The 15,584-nt window shown below is 42.6% G+C and carries 11 protein-coding genes; 1 reads left to right on the top strand and 10 read right to left on the bottom strand.

Going from position 1 to position 15,584, the window contains the following annotated elements; genetic code table 11:
• Window positions 1-25: 25 nt before the first annotated feature.
• The 10 genes from BT127_RS01115 to BT127_RS01070 form a co-directional block, all read right to left on the bottom strand.
• Window positions 26-997 carry a glycosyltransferase family 2 protein gene (locus BT127_RS01115; RefSeq protein ID WP_075423181.1) on the bottom strand — a complete coding sequence of 324 codons (972 nt, stop codon included), beginning with the start codon at window positions 995-997 and terminating at the stop codon, window positions 26-28.
• Between the two features lie 5 nt (window positions 998-1,002).
• Window positions 1,003-2,208 carry a Coenzyme F420 hydrogenase/dehydrogenase, beta subunit C-terminal domain gene (locus BT127_RS01110; protein WP_075423180.1) on the bottom strand — a complete coding sequence of 402 codons (1,206 nt, stop codon included), beginning with the start codon at window positions 2,206-2,208 and terminating at the stop codon, window positions 1,003-1,005.
• A 2-nt stretch (window positions 2,209-2,210) separates the two neighbouring features.
• On the bottom strand, window positions 2,211-3,329 hold the full coding sequence (locus tag BT127_RS01105) for a polysaccharide pyruvyl transferase family protein (RefSeq protein ID WP_075423179.1): 1,119 nt from the start codon (window positions 3,327-3,329) through the stop codon (window positions 2,211-2,213).
• A complete protein-coding gene (locus BT127_RS01100; protein WP_075423178.1) occupies window positions 3,329-4,087 on the bottom strand; it encodes a DUF4422 domain-containing protein in 759 nt (252 codons plus the stop codon). The genes BT127_RS01105 and BT127_RS01100 overlap by 1 nt, the downstream gene beginning before the upstream one ends.
• A gap of 19 nt (window positions 4,088-4,106) precedes the next feature.
• Window positions 4,107-5,270, bottom strand: a complete 1,164-nt coding sequence (locus tag BT127_RS01095) for an EpsG family protein (protein ID WP_075423177.1) — start codon at window positions 5,268-5,270, stop codon at window positions 4,107-4,109.
• 38 nt (window positions 5,271-5,308) lie between these two features.
• On the bottom strand, window positions 5,309-6,400 hold the full coding sequence (locus tag BT127_RS01090; protein WP_075423176.1) for a glycosyltransferase: 1,092 nt from the start codon (window positions 6,398-6,400) through the stop codon (window positions 5,309-5,311).
• A gap of 125 nt (window positions 6,401-6,525) precedes the next feature.
• Window positions 6,526-7,563 (bottom strand): glycosyltransferase family 8 protein, encoded by a 1,038-nt coding sequence (locus BT127_RS01085; protein WP_075423175.1) that lies wholly within the window; start codon window positions 7,561-7,563, stop codon window positions 6,526-6,528.
• A gap of 804 nt (window positions 7,564-8,367) precedes the next feature.
• Window positions 8,368-8,934 (bottom strand): flavin reductase family protein, encoded by a 567-nt coding sequence (locus BT127_RS01080; RefSeq protein ID WP_075423174.1) that lies wholly within the window; start codon window positions 8,932-8,934, stop codon window positions 8,368-8,370.
• Between the two features lie 19 nt (window positions 8,935-8,953).
• Window positions 8,954-10,117 (bottom strand): iron-containing alcohol dehydrogenase, encoded by a 1,164-nt coding sequence (locus BT127_RS01075; protein ID WP_075423173.1) that lies wholly within the window; start codon window positions 10,115-10,117, stop codon window positions 8,954-8,956.
• 501 nt (window positions 10,118-10,618) lie between these two features.
• On the bottom strand, window positions 10,619-11,971 hold the full coding sequence (locus BT127_RS01070; RefSeq protein ID WP_075423172.1) for an MATE family efflux transporter: 1,353 nt from the start codon (window positions 11,969-11,971) through the stop codon (window positions 10,619-10,621).
• Window positions 11,972-12,427: 456 nt separating this feature from the next.
• Between BT127_RS01070 and BT127_RS01065 the strand changes: the two genes are divergently transcribed.
• Window positions 12,428-15,469, top strand: coding sequence for a CotH kinase family protein (locus BT127_RS01065; RefSeq protein ID WP_075423171.1), 3,042 nt, complete (start codon window positions 12,428-12,430; stop codon window positions 15,467-15,469).
• The last annotated feature ends 115 nt before the right edge of the window (window positions 15,470-15,584 follow it).

Raw genomic sequence — 15,584 nt, 5'->3', positions numbered from 1 at the left:
GGCGACCTTTCTTACGCTGAATCAATCAGCTTTTCATCTTTTTGATCCAAACCAATATAAATGCCATGTGATGCTGTATGAGAAATAACTTTATTTTTTCCTTTCCGTCTGCATACTTTACGCTGTCGGGGCAAAGATTCAGCATTTCCTTCAATATATATTCTGCCTTGTCCGGAAATGTGCTGGCATTCCGCAGAATGATGCTGATCTCGCCTGCTTTGAAGTATTCGCTGTACTGATAATCACTGTATGCATCAAGCCCCTCAAGCATTGTGATAGATGTTTTCCACGAACCGATTAGCTTGTCGATGTCAACGTTTTTTCTTGTTGCTGACCATGAATTCCCCATCGCATAGCGATAAGCAACCATTTTGTCACTGAAATATCTCACTCTTCCCTTTAATCCACACATGATCTGAAGCGGATGATCGCCCACACTGCATTGTAAACAGCACTCCGGATAGTCATACTTTACACTTTGCCTATATACGATCCCTGCTGTTGCAAAATACAGTCCGCCGCGCCGAATCAAATTTTCAAGTGTTAAATCAATATCGTTGTCAGAGATACGCCAATCTTCCTCCCCATGTTCTGTCAGCACAGCAGCGTCTGTACAGCACATTGTATATTCCGGATTCTGCTCCATGAATGAGATCTGACGTTGTAGTTTATCCGGAGATGTCCAGAAATCATCGCCCTCGCATATCGCAACATATTTGCAATCCGCCATGACCTTTTCTACAATCTTTGTAATCGTTCCCTTTGGCGCCGTGGAATACAAATTTTTCTCTTCAAAGATCGGCTTGATAATATCCGGATATTTTTCTGCAAATTCCCTAATAATATCCGCCGTATGATCTGTCGATGCATCATCATGCACCACAGCAATAAACGGAAAGTCGGTTTTTTGCTTCACAAAACCGTCAAGACATTGACGAATGGTTTTTTCATGATTATAAGCCAAACACTTGATCCCAACTAAGGGCTTTTGCTGCATAACTATCAGTTCCTTTTTATGATTTTTTTGATTTTCTTGATGGTTTCTGCACCAATCAGTGCCTTGACCTTTCCCTTCCAGTAAGTCTTCCGGAGCAATTTTCTGATGAGGGTATCATAATCGGTAGTATCAAGCAGTCTGAAATACTCATCACGTTTTTCAGGCCTGTCATTCGGCTTCTTGAAAGAACGGTTATTAGCAACGGCAATGTCAGGATTGATTTTTTCTATATACATAGAATCCTTCAACTCAGGCATCAGTGCTTCTGCTTTTTCAGTATTTACTGTCATGACGCTTACACCGTAGCGGGTCTGTCCCTCAGGAAGTGATTCCTCGGGAACTCCCCAATAATCTGCAATGGTAAAATCCGAAATTCTTGCTGTGCCGCAGTAACGGCAGCGATAGCAGGATTCACGCAGAAACAGATTATTATTGAAGCCCATGAAAAATGTGTCAGCTCCCAGAGGCGCAACGTAAACGGAATCGTCCTCATATACAAGGCGCACTCTTGTACAGCCTGACTTCCAGCCAACACCGGTATCCTTAACTCTGAAATAATAACGCTTGATCTTCTTATGCTTCATGCGCTCCTTGCTTTTGAGGAATGCATTCACTGTTTTCTGGCTTGCAACACCATGACAAAGCACATCTACAGTATAAAGCAACTCCAGCTTTGTTATGGCCGGCGAATTTTTCAGATATGATAAAAGTCCTGCTACCTGACAGGCAGTACCGCAGAACAATACAGGAGTATCTGCTTTCAGCAGTTCACATATCTCACGACAGACAGCTTTCATATCACTCTGGCAGTATTTGCTCTTCCTAAGTTTATCGAGTCTGTTCTCGCTTCTGACTACCGTATGATAGACACATTTTTGTTCAAAATCCTGATACGCACCATAAACTACACCGTTTCTGTTGAGTACAGTCATAGCGAGTGCTGTAAAAACACCGCCTGATGAGCTCTTTTTCAAAATTTCACGGTTGTTGTTCCAACACATATAGAAGCTTCCCTCATGCTTGTCGGCCTCATGAAGCACATGACATACTTTTCCGCATTTTCCGCAGCGGACGCATTGCTCCATATCCGTTACCGGATACGGAAAACCTTCGTGATTCTCGCGCATTTGAATGCACGCCTTAGGACAGGCATTTGCACAGCTTCCACAGCCAGTGCAGTTCTTCGGATCACATAAAAAATCGTTTCCCATAGTTATCCCTCTAACGCATGTTTCAGATAGGCAATGCTCTGTTCTCTGTGCTGCTCAATATACGCCTGCACGACATTATAATCGATTGGAGTCATACGCACCTCAACCAACTTTTGGGGCTCATAGATGACTCGTTCCTCCAAACCAACTGCTTTCAGAATATCCGTTTTTCTAAACTCTGAGCCGCCTTTTTTACAGAGAGAATAAACATCCTTGCCTAAATTTACAGATAGAATCGTACCATGATAGGAATCGGTTACGACCATTTTTGCATTCCGAAGTGCCTGAAGAAAATCAACAGGGCCATATTCCGGATGCGGTTCAAAGACTCTGTTTCCACCCACATAACAAAACGGAGTAATAACTATTACCTTACACTTTTCACGTTTTGCCAACTCATTTAGCACAGGTCGAATCACATTGAAACGTTTCAGGCCACCAAGAGAATAGTACACGATATTATTGGATGGTTCGTCTTTTAAAGACAGAGCTTTAATCCATGCTGTGCGATCAAGCAGAAATGTTGGGTCAAGGACCGATTCTACAGCTCTGCCAAGCATTATGGAGATGACTGCTGCACTGGACGACTCCCGCATAGCTATATGCGCAAACTTATCCAGATAGGGCTTTATCTTCTCCAGCTCCTCATGGCTCATATTTGCGGTAGAGGACGCATAGGACACTTTTTTACCTGCAAAGTCTGCAAGAAGGTAGGGCTTCATAAAGTCCCAGCTATTTGCCTCAAGCTCAAGGGAATGTTTATTCCAGATCTGGTCACTGCCGCTGATTGCTGTCTCATACTGCTGCATGAGCGCAAGGGTTTCCTCCACACCTGCGACCTCCTGTGTCAAAAACAGATGCTTTGCAAAGAAATCTTCAAAAGCAGCATACTTCTGATTACGCTTCCTGTACATTGGAAGCAGTGTCAAATCCTTTATCAGTTCCTTAACGCCATACTTAAACCGCAGATTCGCGTAAACCCTTCTCTGTTCCGCAAGGCGGTAGTTGATGATCTCAGGAACATATCCAAGTGCCCTGACAGTTTCTTGCGTCGCAAACGCCTGAAGCACCGAACCGTAATTATATGCGGAATGGAATGTAATAATTCCTATTTTTTTCATTATCTCTCCACTCCCACGATAGGCTTAATGATATTTTTGATGTTTGCTTTTAGCAGTTGTGCCGTGGAGTCTTCAATGTTATAGACCTCCAACTTTTTAATCTTTAGCTGTTCATGATAAAGCCAGACATTAAATAGTCTCTCTGAAAGAAACCCGAAAATTCTCTGATTATACGCATCATATTTCCTGATGTCCACACGGCGTTCCACTTCAAACAGGATATCGAAAAGCCATTTGCAATAAGAATCAAACAGCGTTTTTTTACAAATCAGCATATTGTACTGATAAAGTGTTTTCTGATTCGACACTTCATCAAATGCCCGTAAGTAATCCGGATAGATCTGTCCGATCACATCCCGACAAACATCATAATCCCTGATGTTATGAGCCAGCGCATAATCCTCCCGCAGCGTTCGTCCGCGGCGATACATCTTGTAAGGAAGAATGATATCATATTGCTGAAGAAGCTGCACTGCATTAGCATAAGAAAGCAGGTGCTTTTTGGGGTGAATAGTTTTTTGAGTGCAAAAATATCTTCTGTAGTGAACCATTCCAACCACTTCTTCAGTGCTATTCTTCCAAATATAATATAGAGCAGTCAATTCACAGTAATTCGGGTTTTTCTTTGAAATGTTATCACCGCCAGAATCCTTCAAATAGCCTAAATCATCATGTAAAGCAGCGCCAACTTGAATTGGTGAATATCCATCCAGTTCTTGCATATTATACTTTTTGTGTGTAACAATATATATCATCATACTCTCCTTCTTCAATACACTAAAAACTCGCAAACTGATAAGGATATGTTTCACCATTCAATGAGCGCACATATTCCAAATACCATCGTACTATAAGAAATAAGCCTAAAATAATATAAAGTAGATATTTCATTTTGCCTGTACCATCAACCTGCAATTTATATACTTTTGGAATCATTGGAATCAAAATGATTGCCGCTCCATCAAAGTAATACGCCATACGAATTGCATATACATTCCCCATGAACATGACAAGTGAAAATGCAAGGGACGTCGTAATACAACTAATTATAAACTTATTTCTTTTATCATAATTAACCAACTGGTAGAATGCAAAATACGCAAAGCAAGCTAAAATCACCCAAAACCCAAGCCGAATCATTCTGCCGCCAACAACCGTTTCCTCCAAGTACGTTAAAAAGCGAGCAGATAATATATGACTCGAAATCATCATTTTCAGAAAGGGCTTATAAGCAAGCATGACAAATGCGATTACAACAAAAATGATAATATTTGAGAAATAGACATCAGATTTTGCTTGGTTTTTTTTCAAATATATCCACCCAAAAAATAACAGAATAACAAATACAGCTGAAGAATGACTCAATATTGCCAAAAGTGATAAAATGAAAAAAACAGCATACTGATTTTTTACTAAAAAGCGATAAGAAAAGCAGACAATTGAAACTGCCAACATCTGACGAAGCAAATTTAGTGTGTTGTTGTAAAAAATTGTATAGTAACAAAACATTCCAAAAGGTACTGATATCTTATCTTTAAACCCACGTATACCGAAATAAACCAAGACAGTTTCTATAAGCGACAGGACAAAATAGAACACCTTCACATCATCCGTCACAATTGATACAAGGTAATTCATAAGTGCATATACAGGACCAATCGATTGTTCAGAAGCCATTTTCATATAGGGAATAAATCTATACTTTCCTGCATATATGAACCAATAGTTTCCATACAGTTCAACATCCGTGCCTATGGAAGAATCTCTTAGCCCTGCCAATACTGCTGGCAGCAACAGACCAATTGCAACGCAAATATAATAAAAAAGGCTCTGCCTTTTTTTACCAAGCGAAACGCCAAGAAAGTTTAATTCCTTCTTTTCAAGTCGTTCTGATATCATCAAAAAACCACACGATAAAAAAAATACAGCCAAATAAATCATGCTTTAACTATCCTTATAAATCGGCTATGGCAAAATACTTATTTTGAATATAAATTCTCCAGTCGAATGACTGACTCGCAAATATCATATCCAGCCGTCTTAATCCTTTTGTATGCATCGTCTCGCCGATTCGCCCCAACCAGCTTTAAGCAATGTGAAGCCCATACATTCGGTGCTGAAGTCAAGCACTCTGACTCCGTGGATTCTAAGAGTTTCACCTCTTGATCCACTGTGTCTGAAATCAATAACGGCAATCCGGCAGCCTGCGCTTCAATTGCGGCAATCGGAAGTCCTTCATGCAGAGATGGCATCAAAAACAAATCCATTCCCTGAAGTAATTCATTAACATCTGTGCGTTTTCCAAGAAATGTTACATGCTCAGAGAGACGCAATTCCTGTACTTTCTCCCTAACTGCACTTTCCATTTCTCCTGTACCAATCAAGAACAGCCTTGCTGCCGGGTGTAATTTGACGATTTCACGCATAATCTCGACTAAAAAGAGTGTATTCTTTTGCTCACACAGCCTTCCAACGTTGCAAATAGCAAGTTCATCTGGCAGCACTCCTAAGGCATTGCGCACACATTCTCGTATATCCTGACGAAAAGCATATCGTTCGGTCTCAATTCCGTTTTTTAGCAATAAGCAATTATCGCTGCTGCGATTTGAAAACATCCAATCAGCAGCCTTTTGTGAACACGCGATTTTTATAATATGTTTATTTACTAATAATTTTCTAAAAACCTGATGCAACAAAGTTGATATCTTCCTGCTCGTGGGATGGGTATTATGCGAATGCAGAACAATTTTGGGAATATGCCTCTTTTTACATAATAATAGAGTCAACGGATCAGCCAGCGAATTCTTATTGATATGAACAATATCAAAACCACCTGTATTGATCACCCGTTTCAAGTCACGATAGTATGCGATAAGTCCTTGTTCAGCAGGACGTATATGTTCTATTGAAATACCTATCTCCGATAGTTCACACTCAATAGAGCATTCGGGGCAATTTGCAAGAACAGTGATTTGGTAATTATCCTTATCAAGGTACTTGCATGTGTTTAGAATAAAAGTTTCTATGCCGCCCTTGGATGACGTTGCTTCTATAAATAATATCCTATACACTTAAATCTCCTTTACAGTATTTCTTCATTCGATAGTTGTGTTACAAAACACCGCAGCCACGCCATCCATAACATCGTGCGCGTCAGTATCACCTGTACCTATCTTCCCATTGTTGCCTATTATGATTATTTCTTCATACTGTAAATTAATGGTCTTCCATGCACCTGCAGCAAACTTGATATATGAATCATCATCTTTCTAGGTAGCTTTTTTGACATACTTACATATGCTCCCTTCAAGCCTCCTGGTTTTGACGGTTTCCACAATGGCTCATCCGCCCATGGACTTCTCCCTTTATAATACAGCCACTTGTCTTTATACGGATGCTTGCTTCCTTCAATCCACGGTCGTGTGCTTGTAAAGCTCGTCGTATAATGGATGATAACCGGATACTCCACAGCCTGTTTGACTTCCCTTTTACTATAAAAATCTACAGGCTTACGGTAAGCCAGCATTTCCTCATAAGTAAAATCATAGAAAATAGTGACTGAATTAAAACGCGGGTGGAAACAATAAGTATCCTTCGACAGCACCGCATTGAGTGCGCCTTGATCCCCTTGCTGAATAACGCCATTATGTCGCTTGATAAAAGAAAGAAGCTTCTTTTCAATATGCTTATCTTTCCACTTTTTCATGTCTATCAGCATGACACCGGAATTGAACATAACATCATTCGGCTGAAGTTCAATATTCTTTCGGTACTGCTTGCTAAATGCATCTTTCAGGGCAGCGATTGTTTTGCCCTTTAGATCCAGATTCCACAAGTCGTATAGGCTTCCGTTTATAATAATATCGCAGTCAAGATAAAGTACGCGCTCCAAAGTTTCCGGGAGATCTCTGGAAACAAACAGCCGTGCATACTGGCTCAAAGAACCGCGATCTGTATTGACATTCATTGATAAAATTTTGCTGATATCTCTAGCTGAGATAAACTGAATACGCTCTCGATCATACTTGTCACAAATTGAGAGCAACCGATTCTTGTTCTTATCGGAAATGCCGCTATCCAGAACATAAATGTGAATCCCGTTCATTTCAGTGCTATTTTCATACAAAGAAACAAGTGAGACTCCAAGAATCTCCGCAAACTTATCATCCGATGCATATACCACATGCAAATCACGGCTACTCAAGTTCACCACAATCTCACCACCAAAATCCATATTTCACAATTCTCTAAATAAAACAATAAACGAGTACGCCCACCCGTTCATCGTCAGAACTCTACAAGTTCATTTTCTACCTAACAATTCGCACATATTCTACAATTCACACGAATTTATATGCTCAAAGCCAACTACCGCCCCAACACTCCGTCAAACTCCCCACCATTAGCATATTCGCCTGTAGTAGGTCAGATGGAACTAAATGGATTTTTTATTTATTAAAATCAAACCACCATTCTGACCGTATGATCATAGCTTTAGCCCTAATTTGTAAATTGTTTGCTCAACAAATCAAAAGAATGATGATAATACAAGCACTAAAGCATATTATAATACATCCATTTTCTTTTGTCAAGTTTATATCAAGATTACGAACGCAATTTGTATATATAAACAAAAAAGCAAATATCGATAATAACATTCTTAAGCCAAATGCCAACTTCAATTATATATCAGATCGTATAATTTGTCAACCGTTTTTTCATTTTGAAAATAATACCATTTTAGTCGGAAATATTATGTTTTTCTCTATAATCCGATATTTTTTCAGAAGGAAATAAATTCACGGTATCACTCAAGGAAATCATAAGGCCGAAGCTCAATTATACACCGAGTATATAATCAACGGTATATTACAGTTTCACTATCATACACTTAGAGAGTTCCGGATATATTAAAGCTAATAATACTATTTAAAAAATAAAACAGGCGGATACAGCACTCAAAGACGTAAATGTCACGAGTGCAAGTATCTGCCTGTTTAAATTTTTACGGTTTTAAGGATATAATGCCAAAACCTTATTACTTCTTCAGTTTAAGACCGTCCTTGAACGCATCTCCTACTCTTCCGCCGACTTTGTAGTAGCCGTGGGTATACGGATCGAAAGCGATAGCATTAACGGCATCAACATCGACCTTATCGTCCTTCATGACGCTTTCGTCTACAGTAACATTTACCACCTTGCCGATAACGCCGAGACCGTACTCGCTGTCCTGATATTCGATGAACTCGCACTCAAGCACAATGGGGAAATCGGTGATAACGGGAGCATCAACAAGTTCGGACTTCTCTGCATTAAGGCCGCTGTTTGCGAACTTATCGGGAGTATCCTTGCCTGAGACAACGCCGAAGTAGTCAGCTTCGGTAACGTGTTTAACGTCTGCGATAGCAACGGTGAAGCCTTTTCTCTTTTTGATGTTGGCAACAGTCTGGTGAGTTTCAGTCAGGTTCAGAGCGACTATGTTTCTCTCGACCATAGTACCCCATGCTGCATTCATTACATCAATACTGCCGTCCTCGTTGTAAGTTGAAACGAGAAGTACAGGCATAGGGAAGATAGCTTCTGTAGTTTTGATACTTTTTCTCATGATGGTTTTCTCCTTTGTATTAAAGTGATGCGTTCAGTATATCGGTGATATCCTGTTCTGTAAGCGGTGCGTATGCGTTTTCGAGTCCTTCATTCACGGCGATATGGTGAGCCATTTCACCTATGCGGCTTTCGTCGATGCCAACGTCCTTAAGGTGCATCGGTATACCGATAGACTCGAAGAAATCGTAGGTTGCCTGTATTGCTTTTTCAGCTATATCGAACTTTTCAAGACTGCTGTCTATGCCGAAGACGTTCACGCCGTATTTCACGAAACGATCCACAGTTTTTTCACTGAGGATATGCTTCATCCACCTTGGAGTTATGATAGCAAGACCTTCACCGTGGGTTATGTCGTAGTAAGCGCTGAGTGCATGTTCTATTCCGTGGCAAGGCCAGCCGGACTCGCTGTTGCCCAGCGCATAAATGCCATTGCAGCCGAGAGTGCAGGTGAACATCATTTCAGCTCTTGCGTTGTAATCCTCGGGGTTATCGAGACATTTTCTCGCATTTATCATCAGACTCTTCAGACCTGCCTCGCAGAAGCCGTCATTAAGGAGAGTAGCATCCTCGCAGAAATACTGCTCCATTATATGGTTCATAGCATCAGCACAGCCTGCGGCAGTCTGTTTTTTGGAAACCGTGAAAGTATATGTCGGATCAAGGAAAGATACAACAGGATACAGATGTGGATCCACATAACCTATCTTGTCATTTGTCTCGGTCCTTGAAATAACTCCTCCGCAGTCATATTCGCTTCCTGTAGCGGCAAGGGTAAGGATATCGACTATCGGAAGTGCATCCTTTGCGAAGGCTTTATATGAAATGAGGTCCCATACGTCCCCGTCGTATTTTGCGCCTGCTGCAATAGCCTTGGAACAGTCCAGTACGCTTCCGCCGCCTACAGCAAGTATCACGTCCACATTATGTTCCTTGCAAAGGCGGACACCTTCAAGGACACTCGGATCGTATTTCGGATTCGGCTGAATACCCGAAAGTTCCACGATATCGAAGTCCGAAAGCAGTTCCTTCACCTTGTCATAAAGTCCGAGCTTCTTAATGCTTCCGCCGCCGTAGGTGAGAAGCACCTTTTTTCCGTATTTTCCCATGACTTCGGGGAGCTTTTCGATGACGCCCTTACCGAAGATAAGCCGTGTGGGAGTCATATAGTCAAAATTCTGCATAGATCTAACCTCCTGTTCGCATTTCATATTTCAATGATTACGGGGGACTAATACCGCCGTAACCCATATCTGAACGAGTGTTTTGACACAGCGTCATTATTCATAGTATAGCACTATCCTGACACGATGTCAATGTATTTTCCCGCTTTTGGCGTATTGCACTACTCTGCGGCTATTCATTTATCAAAAATGCATAACGGTGAACTGCTGAAAAGATGTCCCTGCACAGTTCATTCCCGAAACAAAAATCGGGGCGATCCATTTAGAAAGGATCTACCCCGATAATTACTTATCGCCTGCGTATATCTATTATTGCTCCCCCAACTAACTCCTGAATTTTCTTGCTTGTCCTGACAGCGAAATACTGCGTCAGAAAGTCTTGAAATGCGACAGCATTCCTGCGGCTTTCTTCCTTGCCTTTCTCTGCCAGTCCGTCGCAATATTTCTTCAAGAGTTAATTGGTGGAGCAATATAAATGTATATCACTCTTAAGGAAGTTAGTCATCTCATCAGATATATCGTGCGCGGATCCTGCGGTTCCGTCCATGAACGTCTGAACGTCATCAGAAGGATCGTCATACCGATTAATGTGGTTATCAGTTCGGATGCGGGAACGGTAAGCCAAACGCCCGTCATGCTCCTTAACATATAGGCTAAAAATGCGATCGGTATAACGAGGAAAGTTCCTCTGAGAAGCGATATGAGCTGAGCCTGTTTCGGCATTTCCTTCGATGTGAAGTAAACCGAAATGATCGTGTTTGTACCCATGAAAGGCATGAACAGGAAGTATTCCCTGAGACCGGTTTCAGCGATCTTCCTCAGCACTGAGCTTCCTCTGCTGTTGAAAACGGTGACTATATACGGTGTACCGAAGAAAACAGCAGCATATGCGAAAACGGAGAATATCAGCGATGTCCACAGAGCGAGACGGAGTACATATTTTACTGCGGAAGCATCACTTCGTCCGTGGTATCTGCACATAAGCGGTTGAATACCGCTTGCGATACCTGTGTATATAGCCGTAAAGACTATTGCTGCATTTGCCACTACTCCGTAGGCGGCAATGCCTGTGTTTCCCGAGATGCGGTAGATAACGAAGTTGAAAAGCATTATCACAACTCCGCCCGAGACCTCGGATAAGAAGGAATGAAGTCCCAGCGAGACTATTTCACCTATACTTTTCAGCGAAGGAACTATGAGCCGCAGACTGAAAGCGTTCCAGCCTGTAATGAAGTGGATGCTCATTATCCCCATGCTTATGAAAGGCGAAATACAGGTAGCAAGAGCTGCACCGCCCATTCCCATATCCAGTTTGAAAATGAAGACGTAATCAAGTATGATATTAGCGAAACTGCCGCTCAGCATACCCAGCATGGCAAGCCGCGGAGCGCTGTCGTTGCGCATAAAGCAAGCCATAAGGTTATTCATAAGAAATGCAGGTGAAAAGAGAAGTACGGTCTTTATGTAGCTGTGGGACATCTCAAAGACAATTTCGTCCGCACCCAGCAGATGAGTTACCGTCTTTGAAAAGAAGATGCCGAGAACCTCGAAAAACGCTGCAACTACAAGCATAGCTGCGACCGAGTTGGTATATACTGCATCTGTCTCTTTTCGCTCTGTCCGGCAGTAGAGCATGGAAAACTTGCTTCCGCCGCCGATACCCAGCATAAGTCCGAAGCCGTTCATGAAATTGAAAACAGGCAGGGACAGATTCAGGGCAGTAAGACCTCTTGTACCCATTCCTCGTGAAATAAAAAAGGTATCGATAAGAATATATACCGATACGCCTAAAGAGCTGATAACATTCGCCAATATGTACCTGAAAAAATCACGCCGTATTGGTTTTTTATCCATTAAATTATTTGCCCCCCGAAATATCGATACACAGCCCTAACTGTGTGTCAATACCGGCGATGCACAGGCATAAACCTCAAAAGCCATCTTGCAGCGCCGAACATATCACTACTATTATTATAGCGCAAAAATCACGAAAATAATAGTCTTTTAAGTAAAAATCGGACAAATGCCCAAAACCGGCTTTTGATTTTCTAACTCATAGGTATTTTTTACAAAAATATATACAGTTCACAAATTATATTATAAAATAAATATACTATTCAATCATCAGTACACATTCATCAGAAACCAATGTTTTTGTCCGTAAAAAAGTTGAAAAACGCTTGCAATAGACGTTTGTATGTGATATAATTATTACGCTGTAATATATATAACAGATAATACGCTCTGTAAATAAATATAAATAACTTACTCTGCTTACTGGGTGTATCTATTGAGATGTGGAGGAAAACAATGAAAAAATTATCAAGAATGCGTACTGCCGCATGGATAATGAGCCTCGGAGTTCTGCTTCAGAGCGCCGCTTATATCCCTGCAAATGCAGACTCAAACGCAAAGGTATCCTTTAATGAGGTGTGCTCGAAAAACACTTCCTATCCCTCGTCAGACGGCAATTTCTACGACTGGATAGAGCTTTACAACAATGACAGGAATGAAGCCGATATCTCGGGTTGGGGACTTTCCGACAAGGAAAGTGAACCTTACAGGTACGTCTTCCCCGACGGTACCCGTATCCCTGCAAACGGACGTCTGCTCGTTTACTGCGACAGCGATGCAGCAGCAATCAACAGCAGGATAGCTCCATTCGGACTTTCTGCATCAGGTGAGACTCTCATTCTTACCGACAAAAGCGGAAATGCCGCAAATACCCTTACATTCGGCGCTCTCGCTTCCGATACTTCCTACGGACAGTACCCCGACGGCAGCGGTGAGTTCTATAACTTCAGCTGTACCCCCGATAAGGCTAACAGTGCCCCTCAGGGAAGCGCAGCTGTACACGTTCCTGTTTTCTCACAGGACAGCGGATACTATGACAGCAGCTTCGCTCTTACACTTCAGGCTGACGAAGGATGCACCATTTACTATACAACAGACGGAAGCCTTCCTACTACCGAGTCCGAGAAGTACACAGGACCGATAACCATTGAGGATATGTCCGAGACTCCGAACCGCCTCAGCAAGCGTACAGATATCGCTCCCGACGGTGCGGAAGCGCCCCGTGAGAACGTGGACAAGGGTGCAGTTATACGTGCGGTATCAGTGGACAGCAAGGGCAATATCAGCGAACCTGTTACAAAGACCTATTTCACAGGCAAGACCAACTCGGGATACTATAAGCAGATGAAGGTAGTCTCTCTCGTTACCGATCCCGATAATCTCTTCGATAACGAAAAGGGCATATACTGCCTCGGAAAAGTCTTCGAGGAGAACAGAAATGGCGGCCGCAGGAATTCATGGGAATACCTCGCAAACTACTCTATGAAGGGAAAAGAATGGGAGCGTCCCGCAAGCTTCACATTGTTCGAGAACGGCGAAAAGATCCTTGAACAGAACGTTGGTATCAGAATAAAGGGCAACTATTCAAGAAGTCTCCCTCAGAAGAGCTTCAACATATACACTCGTCAGGAGTACGGTGCAGCAGAATTCGATTACGACTTCTTCTCAGGCAAGGCTGTTAAAGCTAAAAACGGCAAGGCTATAAAGAAGTATGACGGCATCGTTCTCAGAAACGGCGGAAACGACAATACTGCCGCTTTCTTCCGTGACAGCATAAATCAGAGCCTCATTACGGACAGAGCCTTCGCTTATCAGGCAACTACGGAATGTATCGTGTTCCTGGACGGCGAATTCTGGGGCATCTATCAGCTTATGGAAAAGACTGACGACAGCTATATCAGTGAGCATTACGGCGTTAAGAAAAGCGACGTTGCAATGATAAAGAACGATGAACTCGAAGAAGGTACCGAAAATGACCTCAGAGACTGGGAAGAGCTTTGCAGCGGAGTTGCAGACGGCAGAGTGTCCTATGAAGAGTTCTGCAATAAGGTGGACGTTCAGGGATTCATCGATTACTTTGCATCTCAGGTATACTGGTCCAATGCAGACTGGCCCCAGAGAAACGTCATCGCATGGCGCTCGGATGCAATAGATGAGACCAACCCCTATGCCGACGGTAAATGGAGAATGGTGCTCTTCGATACGGAATCGGGACAGGGACTCTACGGTTCTGAGGACAAGTCATTCTCTGCGGACTGCTACAGACGTTTACGTCAGACTGACGGTCAGCTTGCAAAGATGTTCAACGGACTCATCAACAATGAGGAGTTCAGACTGAGATATTCAAGAACTCTCATGGACCTTGCAAACTATAACTTCACTCCCGACAGAACAAAGGCAGTCATAGAAGGCTACAAGAACAGCTACAAGCAGCAGGTTGCAGACACCTTTGCACGTTTCTACTCGGGAAGCATGTCAGGTGCAAATGCAGAGAGAAGATTCGAGAACGAGATAGCAACTGTTACCGACTTCTACGCAAAGCGTTATTCATATGCGGAGCGTACTACAAGGTCCGCTATGAAGCTCTCCTCCGAGCCTCATAAACTCAGTATCGTAAATCCTTCCGACTGCGGAAGCATTGACCTCAATACCCTTAAACTCGGCGATATAAGCCAGTGGAGCGGCTATTATCACCCCGATTACGAAATAACTCTTTCAGCAAACCCCAAGGAAGGAAGCACCTTCTATCACTGGAATATCAGCGGTGCCGAAATAACCAAGGGAAGCGCAGATTCACCTGTTATCAGCGTTAAACTCAGTGCAGATGCAAGGATAGAAGCTGATTACGGTACAGGTTCACAGCCTGCTACTGATGCACCTGCTGAAACTACAACTCCTGCACAGACAGGAAGTGCTAAAAAAGGAAAGGTAATTCAGGCTGAAACTTGTAACTACAAGTCAGGTGTTGATACCGAAAACTGCTCCGAAGGCGGTCTCGATGTGGCATATATCGAGAATAACGACTATATCGGATTCAAGGATATCGACCTTACCAACGTAAACAATATCGATTTCCGTATCGGTTCGGACGGCGCAATGGCATCTCTTGAAATACGTCTTGACAGTCCCGAAGGCAAGGTAATAGGCAGAATGGACGTTAAGGGTACGAACGGCTGGCAGACTTGGACTACACAGACCTGCAACGTTGAGAAAACCGAAGGCAAACACGATGTTTATTTCGTATTCAAGGGCGGAGAGGGATATCTCTTCAATATAAACTGGTGGAGACCTGACAGTCCCGCAGTCAAATACACCAAGGGAGACCTCAACGGTGACGGAAAGATCAACGCTTATGATGTATGCATCATGAGATCGTCAGCCGCATCGGGTGAAGCCGAGATCTTCGGAGCTGCCGACTTAAACGGCGATGACGCTATCAATGCCGATGATCTGAAGCTGCTCAACAAGTTCATCCTCGGTGAGATAAAGTCCTTCTGAAAGTGACTTAAAATGATATAAGCCTGCCCTCCGATATTCGGAGGGCATTTCTTGTATAATGGCAAGTATACAGCAAAAGACCGACTCATAATTCCTCTCCCTTGCTTTTTCGTAC

Source organism: Ruminococcus sp. XPD3002 (assembly GCA_900119535.1).
Lineage (GTDB): Bacteria > Bacillota > Clostridia > Oscillospirales > Ruminococcaceae > Ruminococcus > Ruminococcus flavefaciens_H.
This window is presented reverse-complemented; position numbering and strand designations above follow the sequence as displayed.

What these genes read in the sequence shown, in the direction of transcription:
- BT127_RS01065 (WP_075423171.1), top strand. Translation starts at nt 12,428, where the DNA reads ATGAAAAAATTATCAAGAATGCGTACTGCCGCATGGATAATGAGCCTC.
- BT127_RS01070 (WP_075423172.1), bottom strand. Translation starts at nt 11,971, where the DNA reads ATGGATAAAAAACCAATACGGCGTGATTTTTTCAGGTACATATTGGCG.
- BT127_RS01115 (WP_075423181.1), bottom strand. Translation starts at nt 997, where the DNA reads ATGCAGCAAAAGCCCTTAGTTGGGATCAAGTGTTTGGCTTATAATCAT.
- BT127_RS01095 (WP_075423177.1), bottom strand. Translation starts at nt 5,270, where the DNA reads ATGATTTATTTGGCTGTATTTTTTTTATCGTGTGGTTTTTTGATGATA.
- BT127_RS01075 (WP_075423173.1), bottom strand. Translation starts at nt 10,117, where the DNA reads ATGCAGAATTTTGACTATATGACTCCCACACGGCTTATCTTCGGTAAG.
- BT127_RS01080 (WP_075423174.1), bottom strand. Translation starts at nt 8,934, where the DNA reads ATGAGAAAAAGTATCAAAACTACAGAAGCTATCTTCCCTATGCCTGTA.
- BT127_RS01110 (WP_075423180.1), bottom strand. Translation starts at nt 2,208, where the DNA reads ATGGGAAACGATTTTTTATGTGATCCGAAGAACTGCACTGGCTGTGGA.
- BT127_RS01105 (WP_075423179.1), bottom strand. Translation starts at nt 3,329, where the DNA reads ATGAAAAAAATAGGAATTATTACATTCCATTCCGCATATAATTACGGT.
- BT127_RS01100 (WP_075423178.1), bottom strand. Translation starts at nt 4,087, where the DNA reads ATGATGATATATATTGTTACACACAAAAAGTATAATATGCAAGAACTG.
- BT127_RS01085 (WP_075423175.1), bottom strand. Translation starts at nt 7,563, where the DNA reads ATGGATTTTGGTGGTGAGATTGTGGTGAACTTGAGTAGCCGTGATTTG.